The following is a 24,934-nucleotide window of genomic DNA, read 5'->3' on the forward strand; positions in this document are numbered from 1 at the left end:
TCTTAGCTCGATGGCGAGGCGAAACTTGGCGTTAGTCGTTCCAACGCGATGCTTAGAGCTCGATCATCGAAAAGTCTGTCCTTACGTGCAGCCGCATCCGAGCCACCGCGCCAATGACGCAGCCCCTCGCGCAAGTTAGGCACCGTCGGCTGCACCCCCTCTTTCGTCAACAACCAGTCCACCGTCGCCAATAGCTCCATGCCGAAGGGTGATTCGAAGCCGTCGATCAGAGCCGCCGTGGCTTCAAGCGCCGAAAGGTACTCTTTTGCCTCGCTTTTCAGATAGGTCTGAACGAACGCCTTGCGCCCGTCATCAAACCAAATCACGTCCAACGGATCGGCGTCGCTTATTCGCTTGTCACAATGCAGATAGCTGCCGTCTAACCCTTCAAGCAGGTGGCGCAGGCGGTCAGCGTAGGGACCGTACTTGTGTGCATCAAATCGCAGATCGAGTGGAGTGAGACCTGCACGCTCGATGTTGCGCTCCAGGAACCAAGCGAGTTTCTGGATTTCCAGCAAGCTGCACTCCATACCTAGCACCCAATATCGCCGGACCAGTTCAGCGATCACTGCGCGCGCAGGAGTCAGCTTCTCGATGCCTCTGCGCTTGGCGATGTTCTGGTACTTCTGTGTCGGTTCGTACACCAAGATTTCGGTATCAAGACCGGCGAGTGCTTCCTCGATCGTTGGACGCACGCTGGTCCAGTCCAGACCGCCATTGCCAGAGCCTAGTGGGGGCAGAGCTATGGATTTGACCTTGTTCTCGATCAGGAAGCTGCGTAGATCTCGCAGTCCCTCCGTGATCCATTCGATCTTGGAATCGCCGCGCCAATGCTGCTTAGTTGGGAAGTTCACGATCCAGCGTGGGCCATCCAGTTCACGGACTTCGGTGACGAACATCTTCCCGGTGCGTACCTCCTTGGCCTTGCAGGCGGCGACATAGCTACGGAAGTTGTCGGCAAACCGCTCCTTGAACATCAGTGCGATGCCCTTCCCCATGACTCCGACCGTGTTGACGGTGTTGACTAGGGCCTCGACACGAGCCTCTAGCAGATTGCCCTGAGTAAACTTGATCATGAGAAGTACCACCCACTACGGGCATAGACTGGAAGCTTAAGATTTCGCACCTGAATCTGCTGTTCAATCCCCTGCCGCAAACGGTCTGTGTAACACACAACACCGAGCAACCCGTTGATTGGCAAGTGTCGATGGACCAACGCCTCCGCTTGATATCGTTCGAACTTGGCCGGATCCTCCGAGTCACGCCTGAAGTCACGGGCCTGGAGCAATGGCCAGTCAATCTTGTCGAGATCGGCTAGATCACAATAAAAGTTTGCCCAACGGTAGTAAGCGTGACTGTCGGTGAAAAGGAACGGCAACCTCTGCGCATCGACGTGGTGCAGGCTGGAGACGAGGATCACGATTTCGTCGTTGGGCCGCTTCTGGATACCCCCCCAACCAGTGTGGATGTTGCGCAACATCGGCGAGAAGGGGGTGAAGTAGAACGGCACGTAGTCGTTTAGAAAACCACCTGGCGCCACCGGCACCGGGTGGTTGGCGCGCCTGTCTATCAACTCTGGGTTACCGATGCTCACCCACGCCGGCGCTTGCACCCCGCCGTTTCCGCTGTGCAGGCCATTGTCCAGAATCCAGGGCAGATTGTCGCGATGGACAATTCTCCAGATCAGTGCCTTTTCAGGGTTGAGGTTGGGGTAGTGATTAGGCATTTGGATGATGGGAGCGTGGAGGGCTAACGAGGACTTCAGTGACCGAGCACGTCACACCAGGAACCCAGAGGTGAGAGTGCACTTTCGAGCCACTGAAGCGAACCTTGCCAAGTCCACTTTGGCAAACGACGCATGAGTGCAGCACCTCAGGAGAAGGCCATGGATGTGCGACGAATCGCTCTGATCTCTGCCCTGATGGTCTTGCTCTGCGGTCTACTGATCGCGGCACCTATCGTGACCTATTCGACTCGGGCACGTGAAGCTTACGAAAACGCTGTTCGAGCCGAAGCCGCCCGGACTGCATCGTCCCTCAGCCCCTGCGAGCAGGAGGCACTTCAAGGATTGACGATAGTGCCAGCTACGCCGCCCGATGAGGTCGCGGTCACCGTGCTCCGCTTCCCACCCTTCTCGAGTCCGACGGCGGTGCGTATCTCGGGCGGCCGGGTCGAGCGTCTGGAGCTCGCATGGATTCAGGAAGGTACCGGTCCGGCCGGTCATTTTGACGCCACGAGGCGAGGTTCTGCAGCGCTCTCGCCCCGACTGACGCAGCGACTGGTAGCCCAGGTTCGTGCGGACGTATCCCAGGCGGCAGCTCCTCGATCATTAGGGGTGGATGGAACGACCTTCTACTTCCTGGTGACCGGTGCAGGGTGCGGATCAACGTGGAATCCGAAGGCGAACTCTCGCGCCGGTCGGCTTGTAAGTGCCGCTGAGGCCTTGACCGCATATGCCGGACCGGGCGGTGGCGACCCGGAACCCGTCGAGGCCGCTCTGAAGGCCCTTGAACACTAGGGATGAGCGACCCGCGCGGGAACCGAATCAGGAGTCAGAGTCGTCTTTGGAGATCTTTGCTTCGACTGAACAGATTCACTTACCGCGGGCTCAGAGCAGAGCCTGACCCAGTGGCGCCACCGCTCTCCGAATAAATGCACACCCCCAGCCGCTGGCTCTTCGCCCGGTACATGGCCGCGTCCGCGGCTCGCAAATAGTCGTCAGTGGTGGCAAAGCCAGCCTGGCTGACGACCACGCCGATGCTGGCGGGGCAGCTCACATCATGCGCGCCGATTTGATACGGCGCCGCGAGCGCGGCGGCGATCTGGCGCGCGCGGTCGGTGGCGTCGGCGGGGTCGACCGACTCCAGCAGCACGTTGAACTCGTCACCGCTCATGCGGGCGACCAGGTCGATGGCGCGCACGCAGGTTTCCAGCCGGCGGGCGACCTGTTGCAGCAGCAGGTCGCCGACGTGGTGGCCGAGGGTGTCGTTGACCGCCTTGAACCCGTCCAGATCCAGCAGCAGCACGGCGAAGCGGGTGGAGTCGGTGTCGGGCGGGGCGTTACCGCGCTTGGCGACGGCGTCCTGGTGCACGGCGATCGCGTGTTCGAGGCGGTCGCGGAACAGCGGCCGGCCAGGGAGATTGGTGAGCGCGTCGTAGGAGCTTCCGCGCTCGGCCAAGTCGCTGAGCGAGCCGGCCATGCGCACAGGATTGCCGTCTTCGAACTGGGCCACGCCGCGCCAGTTGAGCCACACCAGGCGCCCCGCGCCGTGGCGCGCGCGGAAATCCACCGAGAAGTTGGGACGCTGGCCGGAGAGGTGCCGACGGTACGCGGCCTGTACGCGCTCGCGATCGTCGGGGTCGATGAGCTGTTGCAGGTAATTCCAGCCGTGCGGATGCAGGGTGTCGCCCTGGTCGAGCCCGACGATTTCGTTGAAGCGCTCGGACACGTGCAGTTCGTCGGTCTGCAGGTTCCAGTCCCAGATGCCGTCGTTGGAGCCGCGGGTGGCTAGCGCGTAGCGGTGATGCGACTGCAGCAGCTCCAGCTCGGTGTGCTTCTGCCGGGTGACGTCGATCATCAGGCCGATCATGCGGTTGGGCCGGCCCGGCTCCACGTCCACGCGGCACAGGTCGCGCACCCACACCACCTGGCCGGACTTGGCGATCAGCCGATAGCTCATCTCGTAGGCGTAGCTGTGGGTGGCGTGGTACGCGGCCTCGTCGATGACCAGCGCGTCGGGCAGGTCATCGGGATGCACGTGCGCGCGCCAGAAGCCCGGATCGGCGCGCCACTCCTCCACCGCATAGCCGAACAGGCGCTCCACCTGCGGACTGAGGAAGGTGTTGCCCACGCCGAGCTCGGCCTCCCACACCACGCCGTCGATGCGTTCCAGCAGCCGCAGGAAGCGCTGGCGATCGTCCATCAGCACCTGCTCGCCGATCTCGGTGAGCTCGATCAGCACGCCCTGGCGACTGATCACCCGCTCTTCGGCGTCCGTGGTGGGGCTGAGCTGCAGGCGCATCCAGCGGTAGTCAGCGTCGGCCCGCCGCAGCCGGAACACCGGCATGCCGGCGCGCAGCGCCGCCGTGTCGTCGGGGTGCACGAAATCGAGCAGGGAGCGGCCGAGCGCCGCGTCCACCGGGTGGCCGGTGAGGGGGTGCCAGGCGGGGTTGAGGTAGGTGATGGTCCACGCCGCGTCCGTCTGCACCACGGCTTCGGGGAGCAGCTGCAGCAATTGATCGGAGGGCGTGGGGAGCGCGGGCATGTGGGGCCATGCTCACCGAAGGGCTAGCGTCCCGTCCAGCGAGTGGAGCAGGTCTATCTGCCCAGCGCTGTCGCCGCCGGCTTCAAGCTTGCGCGCGCCCGACTTCGTAGCCCATCGACAATGGGCTCCAATGAGAGCACTGGCGGACTTCCGCGAAGGGCGCTCTATCTGGTTTTCAGATATCTGAAACGCCCCGGTAGATTGCGAAGCGTGCGAGTCACTGCTCGCGACACACTGCCAGGGAGCCACGCCATGACCCAGGAACGCCTTTCCTTCGGAGTCACCCTCGACCAGATCGATGAGCTTCACGGTTTGCTTCGCACGATCACCGCCAACGGCGACATGGTGACCGTGGGTTGCCAGGAGCCGCTGCACCCGCAGACCGTCTCGGCACTGGGTGAAGGCATTTTCAACGCGGCGCTGAGCGTGCGCGAGATCGTCGACCGGATCGAGGAACAGCGGCTAGCGCCGGAACCGGTGTCGAAGGTTGTCGACCCTACGCTGTGACGTAGGCACCGGAACGCGGGCGGTCAGCGCCGCGGCTTGCGGGTGGCGCGCTTCTTTGGCGCCGTCATCGGTGTTGCCGTGCCCGCAGTGCCCAATTGCTCCAGCCACGCCAAGTCATCCACATAGGCAAGGAACGCGCGCAAATAGCCAGGCGAGGTCTCGCGCATCAGTGCAATGGCGCGGCTGGCCAGCGCGGCGGAGTTGAGCGGGCCGGCGTCGGTGGGAGTGTGGGCGACGGTCTGCTGGAGCTGGCTGTCGGCGCGCAGGGTGGACCAGAGCTGGCGGAAGTCGGCGAGCGCGGGGAGTTCCGGGTAGGCGGTGCGGTCGGTGGGCGCGTCGTGGGCGAGCTGGTCGGCGAGTTGGCGCAGGGGGCCGGGTGCGTGCGCTTGCGATGGGGCGTTCCGCGCTTCGTCTTGCACATCGGCATCGAGGGCACGCAGATCGGCCAGGCGCGCATCGAGCAGGCGGCGCGCTTCGCCGTGGAGCGTGGTGGCGCGCTGCTGAAGCGAGGCGATCAGCTGCGCGCGGATGGCCGCGACGTCAGGACGCATGGCCGGAAGTGGCGGCGGTTGGCGCCGTGTTGGCGGCGGAGGAGCGCGGGATGGGCGCGATCTCCACGCGGCGGTTTTTCGCGCGGCCCGCTTCGTCGCCGTTGGCGCTGACCGGCTGCTGCGCGCCGAAGGCGGCGGCGAACACGGCATTGGCGGGCACGCCGGCGGCGATCAGGGCGCGGGTGACGGTGAGCGCGCGCTGGGCGGAGAGCTCCCAGTTGTCGGCGAAGCGGCGGTTGTCGCCGTGCACGGGCTGGTCGTCGGTGAAGCCGCTGACCATCAGCAGTTCGTCGCGCGATTGCAGGTACTGCGCCAGCGGCGCGGCGAGGCTCTGGATCAGCTGCTGGCCGTCCGGCTGCAGCTGGTCGGAATTGAGCGCGAACAGCAGGTTGCCGCGGATGCCGATGCGGCCGTTGACCAGGGTGACACGGCCCTGCGCCAGCGGGGTGGCGAGCGCTTTCTCCAGCGTGGTGCGGCGTTGCAGCTCGGCCTGGCGCTGCTTCTCGGCCAGCTCCAGCTTGTGCGAGAGCTGCAGCTGCACGCCGATGACGCCGACCAGGATCAGCACGAAGGCGCCGAGCAGCACCGACATCAGGTCGCCGAAGGCCCAGATGGGGGCGGTGGATTCGGGGGTGAGGTCGACGTCGTCGGTCATGGGGTGCTGGTGTGGGCAAGGGGCACGAATCGACTCGCCGCCCCGCGGCGTTGTAGGAGCCCGCTTGCGGGCGATGCTTTTTTGCTTTGAAGGAGATCAGGAGCAGGAGCATCGCCCGCGAGCGGGCTCCTACCAGGGCGCGCGGTGAGGCTTGGCCGAGCTTGCTGGAGGTTGGTCATGCTTTCGCCTTGCCCGGCGCGCGGCGGCCGGCGAGCTGCTGCATGTCGGTGAGGATCTGCTGCTGCGAGAGCACGCTGAGTTCGACCACTTCCTTCGCCTGCGCCACGTAGTAGGCGAGCTGTTCGTCGCTGCGGGCGAGCGAGGCGTCCAGCGCGGTGGCGATCTGCTGCAGGCGCTCCATCAGGGCGTCGTTGGTCTGCGCGAACTGGGCGACGCCGGCGCCGAAGGCGTCGCCGAGGCTGGCCACTTCGGTGGCGCTCGCGGTGAGCTGGGCGGCCGCGCTGTCGAGCTTGGCGGTTTCGCTGTCGATCTGTTCGGCGAAGCGGCTGCCGACGCGGTCGAGCAGCTCGGCCGAGGTGCTGACCAGCGCGTCGACGGCGCTGCGCTGTTCGGTGGAAGCGTGGTTGACCGCGTCGAGCAGGGTCTCCAGCGTGGCCAGCAGACGGCTGCGCTCTTCCAGCATGGCGGTGTCGCGCACCATGGAATCAGACAATTTCTGGCGCAGCTCGCCGACCACTTCGGCGGCCACGCGCGGTGCTTCGGAGGCGGCTTCGACCAGGCGGGCGATCTCGGCGAGGGTGGCGCGGGCCTGTTCCTGCGTCTGCGCGCTGATGTCGCCAGCGGTTTTTTCCAGCGTGTCGCAGATGGCCTGCTGGCGGCTGGTGGTGGCTTCGCCCGCGGCTTGCCACTGCGCGCCGAGTTCGGCGGTGAGGGCGTCGAGCTTCTGCGCCCAGGTAGCGAGGCGTTCCTCGTCGCGCGCCTGCAGTGCCGACTGCAGTTCCGCATGCGAGCGGTTCACCGCCTGCACCAGCGCCGTGGCGTGCTGCCCGAAGGTTTGGCCGGCGGCGGCCAGCGCCTGCTGGTTGCGGCTGGCGAGTTCGGCGTGGGTGGCGTCCTGTTTGGCCAGCGCGGTGCTCCACGCCTCGGCGGTGCGCTCGACGCTGGCGTCGAGGCGTTCGGTGACGCCGTCCAGCAGTGCGGAGGAGCGTTGCTCGAAGGTGTCGACGAAGCGCGCGAGCGCGTCGCCCAGTGCCTGCGCGTGGGCGGCGTTGGTTTCGCGGTGCTGGGTAAGCGCGTCGGCCCAGATGCCGGTGACGGTGCGCGCGGTGCTGTCGAAGCCGCTGGCGAGGCCGTCGAGCTGGCGCTGCACGGCCTCGCTCACGCTGGCCTGGATGGCGCTCGATTCGCGCGCGAGGCTGGCCAGAGTGGATTCCACCACCGGCTGCAGCACTTGGCTGGCGGTGCGCGCGCTGTCGGCCACGCTGTCTCTCAGCGACTGCTGCACCGACTCGGCCAGACGCATGTAGGCTGCCTCGGTGTGGCGGTGGAACGCCTGCTGCTCGGCCTGCTGGCGCTCGTGTGCGGCGGCGCTGTGCTGCTCCAGCGTGGCGGCCATCGCCTGCAGCCGATCGACCAGCGCGGGCATCGCCGCGGCCTGCTGCTGCAGCAGGCGGAAGCTCTCCTCGCGGCGGTGCGCCTGCGAGTGGATGCGCAGCGTGCTCGCGATCTTTGCGTCCAGCGCTTGCACCGCCTGCAGCCGTTCGCGGCGCACCAGCGCGGAGAGCAGGCCGAGCATCGCCGAGCTGGCGACGCCGGCGATGGAGGTGCCGAAAGCGAAGCCCAGGCCGTTGATCGGCGCGGCGAGCGAACCGCGGATGGCGGCAAGGTCGCTGGCGCTGGCCAGCGCCATGCCGGTGCCGCGCAGCGTGGCCATCATGCCAAGCAGGGTGCCGAGCATGCCCAGCAGCACCAGCAGGCCGACCAAGTATGGAGTCATCGTCGGTGCCGGCAGCGCCGCGCGCTCGCCTTCCACGCGCAGGCGCACGGCGTGGCGCAGGCCCGGATTCAGGCGCTGCAGCCAGGGGCCGAGTTCGGCCGGCGCTTCGCTGAGTTCATCCACCGCCTGGCGCAGCGTGGCGGTGGCCCGGCGGTAGCGCTGCAGCTCGAGCGCGCCGGCGAGGTAGCCCGCGCCGATCAGCAGGGCGACGGCGAGGCCCAGCGGATTGGAGCCGAGGTAGCCGAGGGCGATCCAGCCGATGGCGGCGAGGCCCAGCGCGAAAACGGCGGCGAGAAGCAGGTTCTTGGACATGTGGAATCTCAGGAGGTACGCAGCGCGGCGAGCAGCGCGTCGACCGGTTGAAAACGAAGATCCAGCTCGGCGCGCAGCACGCTTTGCATCTCGCGGCGAAAGGCGTCGAGCCAATGGGAGTGGCCACCAGCGTGCAGGCGCGCGAAGCGCTGGGCGAGCAGGTCGGGGACTTTGGCGAGCGCGGTGTGCTCGCGCGGGGTGAGGGCGACTTCCATGACGGCGTCGACTTCGGCAAGGCGAGCTAGAGCGGCGCCATCGCGGGGGCTTTCATCGCCGTCATTCCCGCGCATGCGGGAAGCGGCCTTCAATGGCGGATGCCCGTCATCCATTTGGCTGTTCTGCAAAGACGAAGATGGATTCCCGCTTTCGCGGGAATGACGGCTAGGGGAGGACGTGGGAACGCTGGAGACCGGAGAGGACTGCAACAGCGCGTCGCGCAGCTTGCCGCGCAGGCGGCCCACGCTGGCCTGCATGGCGCGTTGGCGGGTGAGGTAGGCCTGGCGGTATGGGGCGAAATCGGTGTCATCGGTACACGGCGCACCGGGTGCGAGCAGCGGTTCGTTGTCGATGGCGGCCAGCAGGGTGTCGCGCGCCCGCGCGCATTCGGCGACCAGGTCTTCCGGCGCCGTCACGGCGGCGTCCGCAGGCGCGGCGGGATGGCTGTCGAGGGCGGCGGCGAGCGAGAGCGCGTGCTTCCAGTCCAGCCACTGGCCCATGTGGTCGGGCAGCGAGGCGCCGGGTGCGGCCACATCCACCTCGGCCAGGCGTGCCAGCAGGCGGATGAAGGTGGGCCCGCGAACCGTCGGACGGAGTGCTGCTTGCGCCATGTCTTCCCGAGCAAAACCGGCAGTTTAGCGCGGCGGGTGGGGTGCGGTCCCGTGGCGGGAGTCGGGGGAGCGCGGGGACTTGTCTCGTCGTCGTTCCCGCGGCGGTGGCGTCGGGAAGAGCGCCCCCTCACCCAACCCTCTCCCCCGGACGGTGTCCAGGGGAGAGGGCTTTGATGCGGCAGCCTCAGGCGCTGTGGTCGGCGATGTAGACCAGCAGGCCGTCGTGCACGCGGTATTCGGAGCGGCCGGGCATGGCGATGTGCTGGCCGGCGCGGATGCCGTTGGGCAGATCGATGGCGAAGGTGCCGTCGAACTGGATCTCGGCCCAGGCGGTGTCGCCCTGTTCGCGGTAGGCGGTGATCACCTGGCGGCGCGCGCTGAACAGCGGCTGGGTGCTGCGCGCCAGGCGGTCGAAATCGAGCAGACCCTCGGTGCGCAGCGTGCGTTGGCCGCCGGCGTAGTTCTCGAACACGATCGCCGGATGCAGGGTGAGCAGCATTGCGTCGACGTCGATGCGGTTGTAGGCGTCGATGTAGCGGTCGATGAGCTGGCGCATGCAACAGGGAGCCGGATGAGGGTTGTCCAGCGTAGCGCGCTCGCGGCGCACCGCAAGCGCGGTGCGCCGCGGGCGAACCAATCACTTCACGTTGTCGGTGCTCTGGATGAACTTCGCCACGTTGTCGTGCAGCTGCTTCAGCGAGTCCTGGTGGGCGTAGACCATGTGGCCGGACGGGTACCACTGGGTGGAGATGTTCTTGCGCAGGCTGTCGGGAATCGGCAGGTGGTTCATCTCGTACTCGGCGGCGAAGTACGGCGTGGCCAGGTCGTAGTAGCCGCCGTTGAGGAACACCTTCAGATCCGGGTTGGTCTTCATCGCCATGGCCAGATCCGGCATGACGTTGGTGGAGGACTGCAGCGCCTCGCCGTCCACGCCCGGCGCCTTGTGCGCGAAGTCCCAGTGGTCGATGTCGGCGAACAGGCGGTAGCGCATGTCCTGGCCGAACTTGAGCTGCGTGCGCACGTAGTCGTTGAACGCGGCGACGTAGGCGGAGCTGATCGCCGAGGACTGCGGGTCGTACTCGCTGGTCTTGCTGAGCGGATCGAGCGAGGGGCCGGCGAAGCGGCTGTCGAGGCGGCCGGTGGTGGTGTTGGTGGAGGCCTGCAGCTCGTGCTCGAACATGCCGCCGGTGACGCGCAGGTTCGCCTTGAGCAGGTAGTCCACCGGCAGGCCGGTGTACTGGTGCAGCTTCTCCGCCACGGCGTGCTTGCGCCCGGCGTCGAGCGCGGCGCCCTGCATCAGCGCCTGCGCGTAGTCGCCCATCGCGTACCGCTCCACTTCCTTGAGGAACGGCTCCAGCGCGGCGGGCGGCTGCGGCAGCTGGTGGTGGTAATAGGCGGTGGCGGCAAAGGTGGGCAGCGCCAGCACGTAGGGCAGGTCCACGCCGGGATTGAACTCGGGACCGTCGATGCTGGTATCAAAGCTGAGGATCTGCGAAAGCAGCACCACGCCGTTGAGATCGACGCTGTCCTCGTTCTCCAGGATGTTGGCCACCACCGCCGAGCGCGTGGTGCCGTAGCTTTCGCCGAACAGGTATTTCGGCGAGTTCCAGCGGCCGTACTTGGAGAGGAACTGGGTGATGAACTGGGCGAAGGCGTGGCCGTCGCCGTCGACGCCGTAGATCGCCTTCTTGCGATCCTTCATCTGCTCGTCGCGCTTGTCCTTGTCCGGGTCATCGGCGATCAGGCGGCTGAAGCCGGCGCCGGGAGCGTCGATGAAGACGAGGTCGGACGCATCGAGCAGGCTGTAGTCGTTGTTGACCAGGCCGTAGGGCGCGGCGGGCGTGTGGCTGTCGTCGCTGGTGACCACGCGCTTCGGGCCGAACGCGCCCATGTGCAGCCACACCGTGGCCGAGCCGGGGCCGCCGTTGTAGATGAAGGTGATCGGCCGCTGGCCGGCGGGCACGCCCTTCTTGAAGTAGGCGGTGTAGAACATGCTCACCGTCGGCTCGTGCTCCTTGTCGCCCGAGCCGTGCAGCACCAGGGTTCCCGCCACGGCCTTGTAGTCGACGCGCTTGCCTTCGACGGTGACGCTGCCTTCGGTTTCCGAGCTCTGCGGCTTGACCAGCGCCGCGTCGGGCGATTTCTCCTTCGACTTGGCCTCGTCGTGCTTGTCCTCGTGGGCGAGCGTGGCGGTGCTGATCAGCGCGCTGGCGAGCGCAACGGCGAGAACGAGTCGACGCATGTGGATTCCCCGGAGCTTGTGTCCAAGCGGTTGAGCGTATGCCTCGGGCAGGGGCGGGCCATCCCCCGGAAGTCACGCAGGCGGCGCACGTTCTTGCTCCCCCGTGCAGGGTCCGACCGACACTCAGGCCAAGGTGAGCAACGCGATCGCCGCCGCCGCCAGCAGCACGCCGATCGCATTGATCCGGCTCAGGCGCTCGCGGAACACCAGCACGCCCACCAGCGTGCCCAGCGCCACGACGCCAAGGTTCATGGTGGCGAACACCAGCGCCGGATCGTTCGGCAGCGCCACGTGCGCGCGCAGGTAGAACAGGATGTTGCCGAAGTTGAGCACGCCCAGCAGCAGGCCGCCGGCCAGGCTGGGTGCGGTGAAGCGGGCGCCGCTGCGGCGACGCGCCAGCAACGCGAAGCCCAGCGCCACCGGCAGCGCCAGCGCGAACATCGCCTGCAGCGAGGCGGCGATCGGGATGCCGGCGGCAGCAACCTGCTTGAGCAGGATGTCGATGGCGCCGAAGCCGATGCACACCACCAGCGGCCACAGCCACGCGGCCGCACCGTCCGCGCGCGCCGCGCGGCCGCGCCAGACCATCGCCGCCAACGCCAGCAGCCCCAGCGCGAGGCCCGCGAGCATGCGCGGCGTTGGCAGTTGGCCGAACAACACGAACGCGGCGAGCAGGGAGATCAGCAGCGACAGCCGCTGGGCCACGTCCGAGCGCACGATGCCGGCATGGCGCACCGACGTGCCGAGCGCCAGGAAGATCGCCGGCAGCAGCACCGCCAGTGCCAGCACGGCGAAGCGCGGCGCATCCGGCTGGCGCAGCGGCGCCAGCGAGGGATGCAGCACCAGCGCAACCAGCGATCCGGCGGCCAGGTAGTTCCAGGCCACCATCTGCGGCACGTCCAGGCCGAAGCGTCGGGCGAGCTTGAGCCACACCGACACCAGCACGCTGCACAGGATGCTCAGGCACAGGAAGAGCATGGAATGACGTCCGCAAAAGCCCGCCACGATAGCCGCAGTGGCGCGCGTGCGCACCGCACGGATGGTCCTGGCTGCACAAATTTGCCCGGGTGATATTGACGGCCGCGTTTTATCCGGGTCAAATACGACACCCGCTCGACCGGACCTGACCATGACTCCCGCCGACAGCACCCGCTGCACCGCCTTCGAAGGCCATCGATGCATCGCCACCGGCTCGCCGCAGGACGTGGTGCAAGCGGTGCGCCGCGCGATGGACGAGGGCCGCGCGCAATCGCCCCTGATCCTCGATGACGCCACCGGCCACCCGCTGGAGTTCGACCTGCGCGGCAGCTTGGACGAGGTGCTGGCGCGCCTGCGCCCGGCCGCCGAACCCGCCGCGCCGCGCGGACCGGGACGGCCGAAGCTGGGCGTGGTCGCCCGCGAAGTCACCCTGCTGCCGCGCCACTGGGACTGGCTGGGCCGCCAGCCCGGCGGCGCCTCGGTGACGCTGCGCCGGCTGGTGGAGGAGGCGCGCCGCGCTGGCAGCGCCAAGGAGCAGGCGCGCCAGGCCAGCGAAGCGGCCGACCGCACGATGCGTACGCTGGCCGGCGATCTGCCCGGCTTCGAAGAGGCCTCGCGAGCGTTCTGGCGCGGTGAGCGCGCCACGTTCGATCAGCTCACCGCCGACTGGCCTACCGATGTGCGCCAGCACCTGCTGCAACTGGCCCACCGTGCGTGGGATACCGCCGCCACGGGCGGCTGAGCCGCGCCCCTTTCCTCGAGACGATCCCATGTCGCAACCCGCGCTTTCCCGCAACACCAACTTCCGCCTGCTGTTCGGCGGCAGCACGGTGTCGATGTTCGGCGACCAGTTCACCTTGGTCGCCTTGCCCTGGCTGGTGCTCAAGCTCACCGGCGACCCGGGCGCTCTGGGCCTGGTGCTGGCCACCATGGCGGTGCCGCGCGCAGTGTTCATGCTGATCGGCGGCGCGGTGGTGGACCACTTCTCGGCGCGCGCCGTGCTGCTGCTGGCGCGCGGCGCCAACGCGGTGATGGTGGCGGCGCTGGCCGCGATGGTGCTCACCGGCGCGATCAGCATGCCGTGGGTGTACGCGTTGGCGCTGGGCATCGGCCTGGCCACCGCGTTCGCCTACCCGGCCAGCTCGGCACTGCTGCCGTCGGTGGTGGCGCCGCAGCAGTTGCAGCAGGCCAACGGCGCCATGATGGGGATGCGCCAGCTCAGCCTGTTCGTGGGGCCCGCGCTGGCCGGCGTGGTGATCGGCGCCGGCGCGCACGCCTCGCCGAGCTCGGCCGCCCTGGCCGATGCGCACGGCCTGGGCTGGGCGTTCGCCATCGACGCGGCCAGCTTCGCCTGCTCGCTGGTGTCGCTGGCGCTGGTGCGCCTGCAGCCGGCGGCACCGCAGACTGCCACGCAGCACGGCGTGCTGGGTCAGGTGCTCGGTGGGCTGCGCAGCATCGCCGCGGATCCGCCGCTGCGCGCGTTCATGCTGTACGCGGCGGTGGTCTCGATCTTCGTCACCGGCCCGACCCAGGTCGGCCTGCCGGTACTCGCCGATACGCGCCTGGACCACGGCGCCACCTCGCTGGGCATCGTGCTGGCGGCGAACGGCGGCGGCATGCTGCTGGGCGGCTTCGCCTCCGGCTGGGTGGCGCGACGGGTGCGCGGCCATCTGGGCGCGATGATCCTGTGCTTCGACGCCAGCGTGGGCCTGGCGCTGGTGGCGCTGGCCGGCGTGCATTCCACGGTGCTCGCCGCCGCCCTGCTCGGCTTCACCGGCCTGTTCGGCGGGGTGATCCAGATCACCCTGATCAGCTGGATTCAGCGGCGCGTGGCGCCGAACATGCTCGGGCGCACGATGAGCGTGCTGATGTTCACCTTCCTCGGCCTGGGCCCGCTGGCCGCGGCGGGCGCGGGCGCCCTGCTCAAGCTGATGTCGCTGCCGGGCCTGTTCGTGGCCTCCGGCCTCGCGCTGACGACGATCGCGCTGGGCTGCCTGACCAGCCCCGCCTTGCGCAGCATCCGCTCGCAGGATGCCGCGCCGCAGACCGGTTGAGGTTCAGCCCTTCAGCGAAGCCGCCTCGCGAGCGAGCAACTCGATGGCCGCCCAGTCACCGGCCTTGAGCTTGTCGGCCGGGGTCAGCCAGGAGCCGCCCACGCACAGCACGTTGGGCAGGGCGAGGAAGTCCGAGGCGGTGCTCAGGCTGATGCCGCCGGTGGGGCAGAACTTGACCTGTGGCAGCGGGCTGGCCCACGCCCCGATGAGCTTGGTGCCGCCGGCGGGGACGGCCGGGAAGAATTTCAGGAAGCGGTAGCCGCGGTCGATCAGCGTCATCACTTCGCTGGCGGTGGCGGCGCCGGGCAGCAGCGGCAGCTCGCTGTCGTCGGCCGCATCGAGCAGTTTCGGCGACACGCCCGGCGACACCGCGAAGCGCGCGCCCGCGGCCTTGGCGGCCGCGAGATGCTCGGCGTGCAGCACGGTGCCGACGCCGACCACGGCGCCTTCCACTTCCTGCGCGATGGCACGGATCGCGTCCAGCGCCGCGGGGGTACGCAGGGTCACCTCGATCGCCGGCGTGCCGCCGGCGACCAGGGCGCGCGCCATCGGCACGGCGGCGGCCACGTCGTCGATGATCACCACCGGGATCACCGGCGCCAGCCGCATGGTGGCCTCGACCTGGGCCTGCTTGGTTTCCATCGATTGCGTCACGGCTTCACTCCGGGAATGCGTTGGGATCAGAGCACGCCGGCGCCGAGATCGGCGGTGACGGCGTTGTTGCGGAACAGGCCGAACAGCTCGCGGCCCATGCCGACGTGGTGCGAGTGGTCGGGCAGGGTGACGCTGGGGCGTGCGGCGAATTCGGCGGCGTCGACCAGCACGTTGAGCGTGCCTTTCACTGCATCGAGGCGGATCAGGTCGCCATCGCGCACCTTGGCCAGCGCGCCGCCGGCCTCGGCCTCGGGGGTGACGTGGATCGCCGCCGGCACGCGGCCGGAAGCACCGGACATGCGCCCGTCGGTGAGCAGCGCGATGCGGTGGCCGCGGTCCTGCAGCAGGGCCAGCGTCGGGGTGAGCTTGTGCAGCTCCGGCATGCCGTTGGCGCGCGGCCCCTGGAAGCGCACCACGGCGACGAAGTCGCGGTTGAGCTCGCCGCGCTCGAACGCGCCGCGCACTTCGTCCTGGTCGTTGAACACAATCGCCGGCGCTTCGATCACCATGCGGTCGTCGGGTACCGAGGACACCTTGATCACGCCGCGGCCGAGGTTGCCGTCGAGCAGGCGCAGGCCGCCGTCGGCGCGGAACGGTTCGCTGATCGCGCGCAGCACGCCGCGGTTGCCGCTCTCGCCGGACACCTTCTGCCATGCCAGCTGACCCTTCGCGTCGAGCACCGGTACCTGGGCGTAGCCGTGCAGGCCGGTGCCGTTGACCGTCTTCACGTCGCCGTGCAGCAGGCCCTGCGAGAGCAACTGGTCGATCAGGAAGGCCATGCCGCCGGCCTCGTGGAACTGGTTCACGTCGGCGTAGCCGTTCGGATACACGCGCGCCAGCAGCGGCACCACCGAGGACAGTGCGTCGAAATCTTCCCAGCGCAGCTCCACGCCGGCTGCGCGCGCCATCGCTACCAGATGCAGCAGGTGGTTGGTGGAGCCGCCCGTGGCATGCAGGCCGATCACGCCGTTGATCACCGACTTCTCGTCGACGATGTGGCCGACCGGCAGATACTGCTCGCCCAGAGCACTCATTGCGGCCGCGCGGCGCACCGCCTCGGCGGTGAGCGCATCGCGCAGCGGCGTGTCCGGGGCCACGAAGCTCGCCCCGGGCAAATGCATGCCCATGATCTCCATCAGCATCTGGTTGGAGTTGGCGGTGCCGTAGAAGGTGCAGGTACCGGGCGCGTGATACGCGGCCGCTTCGGCCTCCAGCAACTCCTCGCGGCTGGCTTTGCCCTCGGCATAGGCCTGGCGCACCTTCGATTTCGCCTCGTTGGTGATGCCGCTGGGCATCGGGCCGGACGGCACGAACACGCCGGGCAGGTGGCCAAAGGCCAGCGCGCCGATCAGCAGGCCCGGCACGATCTTGTCGCAGATGCCCAGGTACAGGCCGGCGTCGAACATGTCGTGCGACAGCGCCACCGCGGTGGCCATCGCGATGAGGTCGCGCGAGAACAGCGAGAGCTCCATGCCGGCGCGGCCCTGGGTGACGCCGTCGCACATCGCCGGCACGCCGCCGGCCACCTGCGCGGTGGCGCCGGCCTCGCGCGCGATGGCGCGGATCAGCTCCGGATAGCGCTCGTACGGCTGGTGCGCCGAGAGCATGTCGTTGTAGGCGGTGACGATGCCGATGTTCGGCGTGCGACCGGCGCGTAGCGCGGCTTTGTCGTCGGTGCCGCAGGCGGCGAAGCCGTGCGCGAGGTTGCCGCAGGACAGGTGCTGGCGGTGGGTGCCGTCACCGCGCGCGGCGGCGATCTTGGCCAGGTACGCCGCGCGCGATTCACGGCTGCGCTCGCGCAGGCGCTCGGTGACTTCGCGGACGACGGGGTGCAGGGAACTCATCGAATCACTCCTGTAGCTGGATGCGGCGCGCGATCGACGCGCGCTCCGCGGCGGCGCCTCACGGGCACCAGTAGACCGAGACGGGAACGCGCGCCTGCGCCAGCACGGCGCGCACCGGGTAGTCGCGACCGGCGCCGAGGCCGAGCTTCGCGTCGGCGAGCACGCGGCGCTTGGCCTCGCCCTCGATGTGCAGGAACAGCGCGCCGGCATCGAGCAGCACCGGCAAGGTGAAGGTGATGCGCGGCTCGCCGGCACCGGCGGCGCGCATCGGCAGCACGCGCGCGGTGCCGGCCGGGTCGAGCGCCTCGGCGAGACGGTCGCCGCCGGGGAAGAACGAGGCCGTGTGGCCGTCCTCGCCCATGCCCAGCACCACCACGTCGAACGGCAGCGCCAGCGCGTCGAGCGAGGCGTTCAATGCGGCGAGGCCGTCTTCCGGGGTGGGCGTGTCCTGATGCAGCGGCACGAAGGTGGCTGCCGCCGCGGCGTTGCGCAGGAGCAGCGACTTCACCAGCCGTGCGTTGGAGCGTTCGCTGGATTCGGCGACCCAGCGCTCGTCGACCAGGGTCACCTGCACGCGCGCCCAGTCCAGCTCGGCGTGCGACAGGCGCTCGAAGAAATGCTTCGGCGTACTGCCGCCGGAGACCGCCAGCAGCGCCTTGCCACGCGCGGTAATGGCCTCGCGCAGGCGGGCGGCCACGCGCTCGGCCAGCGCGTCAGCCAGCGCGTGGCAATCGGTAAAGTTGTGGGTGGCAATGTTCAACATGGACGTCCATTCGGCGAGACGGGGGATGCGGCTACGCAGCCACAGGCTGGAGGAGCCCGATGCAGTGCGCGGTGAAACACGGCAACGATCGGGCTCACCTCCCGCCTACTCGCCGTCCTCGTTCCAGGTGCGGCCATCGCGCTCGATCAGCGCCACCGAGGCGCTCGGCCCCCAGGTGCCGGCGGTGTACGGCTTGGGCGCCTCGCTGCTGGCGGCCCAGGCCTCAAGGATCGGATCGGCCCAGCGCCATGCTGCCTCCACTTCGTCGCGGCGCATGAACAGCGTGGGGTTGCCGCGCACCACGTCGAGCAGCAGGCGCTCGTAGGCATCCGGCTGCGAGACGCCGAAGGCCTCGGCAAAGCTCATGTCCAGCGGCACGTGGCGCAGGCGCAGGCCGCCAGGGCCGGGGTGCTTGATGGTCAGCCACAGCTTCACGCCTTCGTCGGGCTGCAGGCGCAGCACCAGCCGGTTGTGCGCCAGCGGGCCGGCGGCAGGATCGAAGATGGAATGCGGCACCGCCTTGAACGCCACCACGATCTCGGAGACCCGTTCCGGCAGTCGCTTGCCGGTGCGCAGGTAGAACGGCACGCCGGCCCAGCGCCAGTTGGCGATCTCGGTCTTCAGCGCCACGAAAGTTTCGGTGTGGCTCTTGGCGCCATTGAGCTCCTCCAGGTAGCCCGGCACGCTTTGCCCCTCGGCGGCGCCCGCGCGGTACTGGCCGCGCACGGTGAGCTGGGCGGCGTTGGAATCGTCGATGGGCTTGAGCGAGCGCAGCACCTTGAGCTTCTCGTCGCGCACCGCATCGGGCGAGAGCGAGGACGGCGGCTCCATCGCCACCATGCACACCAGTTGCAGCATGTGGTTCTGCACCATGTCACGCAGTGCGCCGGCATGGTCGTAATAGGCCGCGCGGTTGCCCACGCCCAGCGTCTCGGCCACGGTGATCTGCACGTGGTCGATGTGCTCGGCGTTCCACAGCGGCTCGAACAGCGCGTTGCCGAAGCGCAGCGCCAGCAGGTTCTGCACCGTCTCCTTGCCGAGGTAGTGATCGATCCGATAGGTCTGCGATTCGCTGAAGACCCGGCCGACCGCGTCGTTGATCTGGTTGGCGCTCTCCAGGTCGCGACCGATCGGCTTCTCCAGCACCACACGCGACTCGCCCTCGTTGAGCCGGTAATGGCCCAGCCGGGTGCAGATATCGATGAACAGGTCCGGCGCGGTGGAGAGATAGAACACGCGCACGTTGTCCGGACGCTCGGCCAGCAACGCGGCGAAATCGTCCCAGCCGTTGTCCTTGCGCGCGTCGAGCGAGCGGTAGAACACCTGCTGCAGGAACGCCTCGATCTGGTCGGCCTTGCTGCCGTCGCCAGCGAGCGCCTTGCGCATCTGGGCGCGGTAACCGGCGTCGTCGGTGGCTTCGCGGGCAATGCCGATGATGCGGCTGTCCGCGGGGATCTGACCGTCGATGAAGCGATGGAACATCGCCGGCAGCAGCTTGCGCGCGGCCAGGTCGCCGGTGCCGCCGAAGATCACCAGATCGAAGGATTGAACCTGCGGATGGGAAGGACTCACAACGGGCACCTCGCGTGGAACGGGGAGAAGGCCACCGCGCAGCCGCGCAGCTGGGAACAGGCCGCTGATCGTACCAGTGTCATACCAGCTGGCACCAGCCGGAACCGTCCGATCAGGGCCGCGCCAGCGGATGTATTCGTTTGCAACTATCGCATCCGCGCCCTGCCTGGCGGACCCGGATAAAAGTGGCATGTCCGGCGGCGCGTGTCTTGCGGCCATTGGTTTGAAATTGGTATGGTCGCGGTATGGAAACCGCTCTCGCCAAAGAATATCGCCGGCTCTCGCGCGACCCCGGCACCCACCAGCCGCTGGCGTACCTGCGGCTGCGGCGGGCGATCCGCAACGTCATCGAGCATCGCGACATCGAGCCCGGCCACGCGCTGCCGAGCGAACGCGACCTGGCCCGCGTGCTGGCGCTGTCGCGCGTCACGGTGCGCAAGGCGATCGCCGGGCTGGTGGAGGAAGGACTGCTGACCCAGCGCCACGGCGCCGGTACGTTCGTCGCCGAGCGCATCATCAAGCCGATGTCGCGCCTGACCAGCTTCACCGAGGACTTGCGCGCCCGCGGCCTCAACCCTCGCTCGGAATTCTTCGAACGCGGCATCGGCGAGGTGACGCCGGAAGAATCGATGGCGATGAATCTGTCGCCCGGCGTGGCGGTGGTGCGCCTGCACCGCGTGCGCTACGCGGGCGATGAGCCATTGGCGATCGAACGCAGCGTAGTGCCAGCGATCCTGCTGCCCGACCCCATGCTGGTCGACGATTCGCTCTATGAAGCACTGGAAAAACGCGGCTGCCGCCCGCGCCGCGCCCTGCAGCGGCTACGCGCCGTGCTGCTCAACGCCCAGCACGCCCGCCTGCTGCACGTGGCCACCAACAGTGCCGGCCTCAGCATCGAGCGCCGCAGCTTCCTCGACGACGGCCGCGTCGTCGAATTCACCAGCTCCTGGTACCGCGGCGACATCTACGATTTCGTGGCGGAACTGCATACCGATTGAGCCTGCGGGAAGCAGCAAGTCACTGGACGATTACTGTGCGAGCTACCGTCTCTCCGGAAACGCTCGACGCCTCAATGCGATATTGCCCTGGCCACAAGAATAGCGAAGACTTCTGTCCACGCCTCAAAAACAGATAACGGTCTGCGCTTACGGCGTCGGAGGGCTCTCCCCCGTACCGAGCCTCAACAAGACAAGGTAACGCACCCCGGCACTCGCCCGCATCAATGCCAATTGCGCGCCGCCCCCCATTTATCGTAAGCCAGACTGGCCGGTTTCCGCCGTTGGCAGGCGGCAGGACCAGCGTCCTTTCATTGCCGTTCTCTAGATAAATTGGGCCAAGATCATAATTTGATTCAAATTTGTTGGAGAGAGGCAGCACGACATTCATGTCGTAGGCGCGCGGCCTCGCCGACCAATACGTCCCCGCCTTGCTTTCCAAGACAACAGGCTCGCCTGGATGAAATCGGTCAATTATCTGGTGATAGGGATCAACCTCTGCTTTCTTTGCCGTCCTCAGCAGGGAAATAAACGCTGGATCAAATTTCACGCGGCTATTTTCCACCTGCCGCGAGGCCGCTCGCAGTGACCTCAATTCGGCTTGAGGAGAGTCTTCCCGGACATCCGATTGATCGATGGAGAGTGGACTGTAGCCACTCAACGCGGCCAGCTCCATTGCCATCGGGCGAACACTGTTGCCAAGCCGGCCTACGATCTTATCAATATGCGCGTAACCTGCATGAACGAAGACACGTGCATCTGGATCCTTAGCAAAGGTCTTCCGGAAGATATTTCGCGCCTGCTCCGAATCTCTAACCTCCGGATCGGATGAATCAGCTTCGTATGGGATCAGGATAAAGCCTAGCCTGACTGCCTCCCGGAGAATATCGCCATAGATCGGCTCTTGAATGTATTCGCTGCCGGACGCTCTTGTTGGATACCCCGTGGTCAACAAATGCCCCATGTCCTTGGTAAGAGCCTCCGCCGCGAAGTACTTGAACCCAGCCTTTCGCAGCACCGGCAGGAGCTGCAGCGTTAGAAGTCTGGTGTGCGCATCATGGTGCACCTCGTTCACCATCACGATGCGCCTTCCGACGGCGCTGGCAGCTATAGCTTGGACTGCGTCCACAGCGCGCCAGTCATCTGAGAGCGGGAGACTTACCTTTGGAGGTAATTCATTCCGCATGGGGAAATCTCTCAGCGCCTCGCTGTAAAGGCCCAGTTCGTTTTCTGAAAACGCCAGAAACTGTTTCGCCAAATTCTGATCAGGGCCCGAATGAGAATCTATATACCTATTGATATAGAGGAAGCGATCAACCTCCCCCTTGTGAGATTGCAGCCCAGCTAAAAAGGCGCTGCCAGTCACTTGCGGAGCACCAAAGGACTGTGAGGCTACGAGGGCCAGAATTCCTGTAACCAGGGATTTCCAAAGCAACGCTATCACTGATCGAGGCATGACCGCTGCCACCGCCATTTCTGGATTTGCATGTAGTTTATGCCGGATTCCCGCACTCTGCCTAGAAGCAAGGACGCGTCGTGGGGAAACCGCTGTGGGCATTGTCGTTCGCGTGAGCGAGATAGCGAGATACCATTCGCCCATAGGCATAACAAAAAAAAGAGGCCACCAAGGATTGGTGGCCTCTTCTCACTTTCAGCTGCAATACCAGGGATTACAGCGTGAAGTCGTACTGCACCTGGAAACGAGCATAACGCGGAGTATTGAAGTACTTGGGCAACTTATAGTTCGTATAAGTCGTCTTACGGCCCGAGTTGGAGATCGTTTCAGCAGCCTCGTTGACGAACAGCGGCTGGTCGTTGTTGAACAGGTTCAGCACCGACAGCTGCATGCTTAGACCGCGCGCCCACGCCGGCTGGTAGACGACGTTGGGACTGACCGTCCACGTCCACGGCGTGCGGCCCGAGGTGCCTTCCGGGCTCACCTTGCCGTTGCAGTAATGGAACTGAGCGCCGTAGCCGTACTGCGTGTCGAAGGTGCCACCGCCGCCGCCGTAGCAGCTGATCGGCGTACCCGACTGCACAAGCAGATTCAGACCAGCGGACCACTCAGGCGTGAACTTGTAACCACCATACAGCTTGAAGCTGTGCCTACGATCGTTCGGCAGGTAGCCGTTCGCGCCCCGCATGATCTCCGGGAAGTCAAAGTCAGCCGTCGTTCCGGTGTCGTCCTGGTTGTTGTTCGACTTCACCAGGCCCTCGGTGTTGCCGAAGCTCTTGGACAGCGTATACGAGATATTCACGTAATACTTGTCGGTCTGCTTTTCGGCGGACAGCACGAGACCCTGGTACTGACGCTTGGCCTTCGGACCTAGGGCGCTTCCTGGGATGGTAATGTCAAACGTCTTGGGGCTTCCGTCCAGAGTGGTGGTCAGCTGCAGAGCACTGCCGGGGTTGTAGATCCAGCAACCCACCATGCCGGGCGGAACCGCCCACTGCGCTGCCTCCGGATCGCCGCCAGCCTGATCCAGCCAAGCCTGGTCGACGCCATTCTGCTGCGCGAGCGCGAAGAACGGGCGAGAATCGCACGTGTCATCAATCGAGGTACGCAGCTTGCGGTAGGTCAGCTTCGCGCCCACGGTCCAGTCGTTGAAGAAGTCGATGCTGCTCTCCAGCGACTTCTGGAAGCCTACGATGTACTCGTCTTGGACATAGGGCTTGAGCCCCTTGGTCGCGACCGCCTTGGGATTCGGCGTAGTGCCGTCTTCACCGTTGTAAACATAGTGACCAAGGTCACCCTTGTTACCGACGAGGACAGGCGTGCCGTCCGGATTGATAGACGAGTAGTAGCTATCGTCTTCGGTGTAGAGCGACGCCGTTGCGCCGCGCAGCGCGACGTTGGCGGCGATAGGCAGCGAATAACGACCCGCACTACCGAAGACCTTGAACGTGGAGTCGCCGTTCACGTCCCACGAGAAGCCCAAACGCGGCTGCCAGATATTGTTCTGCTTCACGAACGTGCCGCCAGCGCCGTTCTTGTTGTTGAAGCTATCGTTACGAATACCTGCATACAGCATCAGGCGGTCAGTCGTCTGCCAATGATCTTCGACATACCAAGACTTCTGATCAATTTCGACAGAACCACCGGTCTTGAACGCGTATTGGATGACGACACCCGGGTCAGCACCCACCGGCTGTGAGAAGTACAGGTTGTAATTGCCGCCGGAGTAAGTCGAGCCAGCGTCGGATTTCCATTTCTCATCGGCATAACCGAAGCCGATGTCGTGATCGCCCAGACGCCAATCAAGATCGGCGCGCCACGCCGTACGCTGATCCTTGCCACCGTAGATGTCGATAGAACTTACAATCGCGCAGCTAGCGGGGCCCCATGGATTGCCGTTATAAGCAATGTATGGGCAACCGGAGTCCGGCGCGTTGATGTCGCCGCTGTAGCGCGTATAGATGCCGTCCGGCGTCACCGAGTAGGTGGAGTTGTTGCTGTCCATCTTGCCCCACTGGGCAGAGAGGGTCAGGTCGTCGGTCAGGTAGCTGGTGTACTTGAAGATGTTGGTGGTACCACCGAACTTCGTATGCAGATCACCAAGATACTTGCCGCGATTGGGGACGCCATCGGTATAGGCGGCCTGGTAATAGCCGGCCGTGGTGTTGTCCGTGTTGTTGAAACCGGTGTACTCGAGGTGGTTGCTATCGTTGATATTCCAGTCGAGCTTCACGACCCAGTAGGGGCTCTTGGTCGTCGAGTTCACGGCCGAAGCGCCGGTGAAATTGTTGAGGAGGCTGGACGACGATGCACTGCTGTACGAATTGCTCGTCGACTTTTCGAACTGGCCCAAGGCGTAAATGAACAACTTGTCCTTGATCAGCGGGCCGCCGAGCCAAGCGGTGTAGATATTGTCGTTGCTGGTGTTCTTATTGTACGAGCGATACGTCGTACCGTTCGCGCGATAAACAGTCGGGGCGGTCTTTCGTGCCCAGTTCGGCGCCGTCGTCCAGCTCACGCCGCCCTTCCACTCATTGGTACCGCGCTTGATATTGACGCTGGTGACGCCGCCAGTGGAGAAGCCGTACTGCGCGCCATAACCGCCGGTCTGCACGTCCAGCTGATCGATGGCCTGATAGGGCACCTGGCCAAACGACAGGTTGTTATAGAGATTCGTGACGTTAAACCCGTTCACGTAGTAGCTATTCTCAGCCACCGACGAACCGGCGAACGAGGGCAGATTGCCAAAGCCCGCATTGCCCTTCACTGTGCCCGGCGTCAGGGCTGCGACGCTGACCACGTCGCGAGGCACCGGAAGGCTGTTCAGCTGAGTGGCCGTGAAGGTCGTACGGGACTCTACCGTGCTGACGTCGATGGCAGGGATCGAATTCGCCGAAACCGTCACGCTTGAGAGAGTCTGCGCGTTCTGGGCAGTGGCACCGAGCGCGACTTGGCTGGTCTTACCTGCGGCGACAGTCACGTTGGCGCTGCTGCCCGCGCTGCCGTCCTGCATTGCCTGGACTGAATAGCGGCCGCTCGGTAGAGCAGTGACGTAGAAGCGCCCGTCAGCGCCGACCGTGACGGTTCTGGATGCACCAGAATCCAGATTCTTGATGACTACCGTCTCGCCTGGCGCATAAGTCACCGTACCGGCGATATCGCCCGCGGTGCTCTGTGCATAGGAGGCGCCGCCCCACAGGGTGCTGGCCAGTGCGAAAGCAAGCGCCGTGTACTTCATCGGCGCACGATGCTTTGGCTGCGTCTTTTGTTGCGTCATTAATAACTCTCCCCAAATCGGCCCC

General features: G+C 66.2%; 20 protein-coding genes. 4 read left to right on the top strand and 16 right to left on the bottom strand.

The genetic code is table 11. The features are described from left to right. Positions 1 to 2 precede the first annotated feature (2 nt). From darG to ACQVBX_RS14340, 3 genes are all read right to left on the bottom strand, one after another. The gene (darG, locus tag ACQVBX_RS14330; RefSeq protein WP_431634933.1) at positions 3 to 1,076 is read right to left on the bottom strand and encodes a type II toxin-antitoxin system antitoxin DNA ADP-ribosyl glycohydrolase DarG; all 1,074 of its coding nucleotides are present in this window, start codon (positions 1,074 to 1,076) and stop codon (positions 3 to 5) included. Continuing rightward, on the bottom strand, positions 1,073 to 1,726 hold the full coding sequence (gene darT, locus ACQVBX_RS14335) for a type II toxin-antitoxin system toxin DNA ADP-ribosyl transferase DarT (RefSeq protein ID WP_431634935.1): 654 nt from the start codon (positions 1,724 to 1,726) through the stop codon (positions 1,073 to 1,075). Before darT ends, darG begins: the two co-directional genes overlap by 4 nt. 871 nt (positions 1,727 to 2,597) lie before the next feature. After that, on the bottom strand, positions 2,598 to 4,265 hold the full coding sequence (locus ACQVBX_RS14340; RefSeq protein WP_431634937.1) for a PAS domain-containing protein: 1,668 nt from the start codon (positions 4,263 to 4,265) through the stop codon (positions 2,598 to 2,600). Positions 4,266 to 4,517: 252 nt separating this feature from the next. On the opposite strand from ACQVBX_RS14340, the gene ACQVBX_RS14345 reads away from it, so the two are divergent. Then, a complete protein-coding gene (locus tag ACQVBX_RS14345; RefSeq protein ID WP_431634939.1) occupies positions 4,518 to 4,772 on the top strand; it encodes a hypothetical protein in 255 nt (84 codons plus the stop codon). A gap of 23 nt (positions 4,773 to 4,795) precedes the next feature. Here ACQVBX_RS14345 and ACQVBX_RS14350 read toward each other — a convergent pair whose 3' ends face one another. From ACQVBX_RS14350 to ACQVBX_RS14380, 7 genes are all read right to left on the bottom strand, one after another. Continuing rightward, complete coding sequence (locus ACQVBX_RS14350; protein ID WP_431634942.1) at positions 4,796 to 5,323, bottom strand: DUF2894 domain-containing protein; 528 nt, start codon at positions 5,321 to 5,323, stop codon at positions 4,796 to 4,798. After that, positions 5,313 to 5,978, bottom strand: a complete 666-nt coding sequence (locus tag ACQVBX_RS14355; protein WP_431634943.1) for an OmpA family protein — start codon at positions 5,976 to 5,978, stop codon at positions 5,313 to 5,315. Before ACQVBX_RS14355 ends, ACQVBX_RS14350 begins: the two co-directional genes overlap by 11 nt. 175 nt (positions 5,979 to 6,153) lie before the next feature. Next, positions 6,154 to 8,247, bottom strand: a complete 2,094-nt coding sequence (locus ACQVBX_RS14360) for a DUF802 domain-containing protein (RefSeq protein ID WP_431634945.1) — start codon at positions 8,245 to 8,247, stop codon at positions 6,154 to 6,156. Between the two features lie 8 nt (positions 8,248 to 8,255). Then, positions 8,256 to 9,074, bottom strand: a complete 819-nt coding sequence (locus ACQVBX_RS14365) for a DUF3348 family protein (protein ID WP_431634947.1) — start codon at positions 9,072 to 9,074, stop codon at positions 8,256 to 8,258. A gap of 184 nt (positions 9,075 to 9,258) precedes the next feature. After that, positions 9,259 to 9,630, bottom strand: coding sequence for a nuclear transport factor 2 family protein (locus tag ACQVBX_RS14370; RefSeq protein ID WP_431634948.1), 372 nt, complete (start codon positions 9,628 to 9,630; stop codon positions 9,259 to 9,261). A gap of 81 nt (positions 9,631 to 9,711) precedes the next feature. Then, complete coding sequence (locus ACQVBX_RS14375) at positions 9,712 to 11,316, bottom strand: S10 family peptidase (RefSeq protein WP_431634950.1); 1,605 nt, start codon at positions 11,314 to 11,316, stop codon at positions 9,712 to 9,714. Between the two features lie 123 nt (positions 11,317 to 11,439). Then, positions 11,440 to 12,294, bottom strand: a complete 855-nt coding sequence (locus ACQVBX_RS14380; RefSeq protein WP_431634951.1) for an EamA/RhaT family transporter — start codon at positions 12,292 to 12,294, stop codon at positions 11,440 to 11,442. Between the two features lie 151 nt (positions 12,295 to 12,445). Between ACQVBX_RS14380 and ACQVBX_RS14385 the strand changes: the two genes are divergently transcribed. Together ACQVBX_RS14385 and ACQVBX_RS14390 are read left to right on the top strand one after the other, a co-directional pair. Beyond that, positions 12,446 to 13,036 carry a DUF2239 family protein gene (locus tag ACQVBX_RS14385; RefSeq protein WP_431634952.1) on the top strand — a complete coding sequence of 197 codons (591 nt, stop codon included), beginning with the start codon at positions 12,446 to 12,448 and terminating at the stop codon, positions 13,034 to 13,036. 28 nt (positions 13,037 to 13,064) lie between these two features. Next, positions 13,065 to 14,348, top strand: coding sequence for an MFS transporter (locus ACQVBX_RS14390; protein WP_431634953.1), 1,284 nt, complete (start codon positions 13,065 to 13,067; stop codon positions 14,346 to 14,348). 3 nt (positions 14,349 to 14,351) lie between these two features. On the opposite strand, the gene eda is transcribed toward ACQVBX_RS14390, so the two are convergent. From eda to zwf, 4 genes are all read right to left on the bottom strand, one after another. Then, positions 14,352 to 14,990, bottom strand: a complete 639-nt coding sequence (eda, locus tag ACQVBX_RS14395) for a bifunctional 4-hydroxy-2-oxoglutarate aldolase/2-dehydro-3-deoxy-phosphogluconate aldolase (protein ID WP_431638194.1) — start codon at positions 14,988 to 14,990, stop codon at positions 14,352 to 14,354. Between the two features lie 38 nt (positions 14,991 to 15,028). Next, a complete protein-coding gene (gene edd / locus ACQVBX_RS14400) occupies positions 15,029 to 16,846 on the bottom strand; it encodes a phosphogluconate dehydratase (protein ID WP_431634954.1) in 1,818 nt (605 codons plus the stop codon). A gap of 58 nt (positions 16,847 to 16,904) precedes the next feature. After that, positions 16,905 to 17,609: a 6-phosphogluconolactonase gene (gene pgl / locus ACQVBX_RS14405; RefSeq protein ID WP_431634956.1), complete on the bottom strand. Its 705-nt coding sequence runs from the start codon at positions 17,607 to 17,609 to the stop codon at positions 16,905 to 16,907. 105 nt (positions 17,610 to 17,714) lie between these two features. Then, positions 17,715 to 19,181 carry a glucose-6-phosphate dehydrogenase gene (gene zwf / locus ACQVBX_RS14410; RefSeq protein WP_431634957.1) on the bottom strand — a complete coding sequence of 489 codons (1,467 nt, stop codon included), beginning with the start codon at positions 19,179 to 19,181 and terminating at the stop codon, positions 17,715 to 17,717. Between the two features lie 245 nt (positions 19,182 to 19,426). Here zwf and ACQVBX_RS14415 point away from each other — a divergent pair, with 245 nt between their 5' ends. After that, the gene (locus tag ACQVBX_RS14415) at positions 19,427 to 20,179 is read left to right on the top strand and encodes a GntR family transcriptional regulator (RefSeq protein WP_404629649.1); all 753 of its coding nucleotides are present in this window, start codon (positions 19,427 to 19,429) and stop codon (positions 20,177 to 20,179) included. 19 nt (positions 20,180 to 20,198) lie between these two features. Here the strand turns inward: ACQVBX_RS14415 and ACQVBX_RS14420 are convergent, their stop codons facing one another. Further along, the gene (locus ACQVBX_RS14420; protein WP_431634958.1) at positions 20,199 to 21,632 is read right to left on the bottom strand and encodes a hypothetical protein; all 1,434 of its coding nucleotides are present in this window, start codon (positions 21,630 to 21,632) and stop codon (positions 20,199 to 20,201) included. A gap of 214 nt (positions 21,633 to 21,846) precedes the next feature. Continuing rightward, a complete protein-coding gene (locus ACQVBX_RS14425) occupies positions 21,847 to 24,909 on the bottom strand; it encodes a TonB-dependent receptor (RefSeq protein ID WP_431634959.1) in 3,063 nt (1,020 codons plus the stop codon). Positions 24,910 to 24,934: the final 25 nt, after the last annotated feature.

The organism is Dyella thailandensis (assembly GCF_050749815.1).
Taxonomy (GTDB): Bacteria; Pseudomonadota; Gammaproteobacteria; order Xanthomonadales; family Rhodanobacteraceae; genus Dyella_A.

Excerpts from the sequence above, each read along its gene's own strand:
- ACQVBX_RS14365 (WP_431634947.1), bottom strand. The coding sequence starts at position 9,074 with ATGGCGCAAGCAGCACTCCGTCCGACGGTTCGCGGGCCCACCTTCATC.
- ACQVBX_RS14370 (WP_431634948.1), bottom strand. The coding sequence starts at position 9,630 with ATGCGCCAGCTCATCGACCGCTACATCGACGCCTACAACCGCATCGAC.
- ACQVBX_RS14415 (WP_404629649.1), top strand. The coding sequence starts at position 19,427 with ATGGAAACCGCTCTCGCCAAAGAATATCGCCGGCTCTCGCGCGACCCC.
- ACQVBX_RS14355 (WP_431634943.1), bottom strand. The coding sequence starts at position 5,978 with ATGACCGACGACGTCGACCTCACCCCCGAATCCACCGCCCCCATCTGG.
- ACQVBX_RS14340 (WP_431634937.1), bottom strand. The coding sequence starts at position 4,265 with ATGCCCGCGCTCCCCACGCCCTCCGATCAATTGCTGCAGCTGCTCCCC.
- darG (WP_431634933.1), bottom strand. The coding sequence starts at position 1,076 with ATGATCAAGTTTACTCAGGGCAATCTGCTAGAGGCTCGTGTCGAGGCC.
- ACQVBX_RS14385 (WP_431634952.1), top strand. The coding sequence starts at position 12,446 with ATGACTCCCGCCGACAGCACCCGCTGCACCGCCTTCGAAGGCCATCGA.
- ACQVBX_RS14345 (WP_431634939.1), top strand. The coding sequence starts at position 4,518 with ATGACCCAGGAACGCCTTTCCTTCGGAGTCACCCTCGACCAGATCGAT.
- ACQVBX_RS14425 (WP_431634959.1), bottom strand. The coding sequence starts at position 24,909 with ATGACGCAACAAAAGACGCAGCCAAAGCATCGTGCGCCGATGAAGTAC.
- ACQVBX_RS14375 (WP_431634950.1), bottom strand. The coding sequence starts at position 11,316 with ATGCGTCGACTCGTTCTCGCCGTTGCGCTCGCCAGCGCGCTGATCAGC.
- pgl (WP_431634956.1), bottom strand. The coding sequence starts at position 17,609 with ATGTTGAACATTGCCACCCACAACTTTACCGATTGCCACGCGCTGGCT.
- edd (WP_431634954.1), bottom strand. The coding sequence starts at position 16,846 with ATGAGTTCCCTGCACCCCGTCGTCCGCGAAGTCACCGAGCGCCTGCGC.
- ACQVBX_RS14420 (WP_431634958.1), bottom strand. The coding sequence starts at position 21,632 with ATGCCTCGATCAGTGATAGCGTTGCTTTGGAAATCCCTGGTTACAGGA.
- ACQVBX_RS14360 (WP_431634945.1), bottom strand. The coding sequence starts at position 8,247 with ATGTCCAAGAACCTGCTTCTCGCCGCCGTTTTCGCGCTGGGCCTCGCC.
- ACQVBX_RS14390 (WP_431634953.1), top strand. The coding sequence starts at position 13,065 with ATGTCGCAACCCGCGCTTTCCCGCAACACCAACTTCCGCCTGCTGTTC.
- eda (WP_431638194.1), bottom strand. The coding sequence starts at position 14,990 with ATGGAAACCAAGCAGGCCCAGGTCGAGGCCACCATGCGGCTGGCGCCG.
- ACQVBX_RS14350 (WP_431634942.1), bottom strand. The coding sequence starts at position 5,323 with ATGCGTCCTGACGTCGCGGCCATCCGCGCGCAGCTGATCGCCTCGCTT.
- ACQVBX_RS14380 (WP_431634951.1), bottom strand. The coding sequence starts at position 12,294 with ATGCTCTTCCTGTGCCTGAGCATCCTGTGCAGCGTGCTGGTGTCGGTG.
- darT (WP_431634935.1), bottom strand. The coding sequence starts at position 1,726 with ATGCCTAATCACTACCCCAACCTCAACCCTGAAAAGGCACTGATCTGG.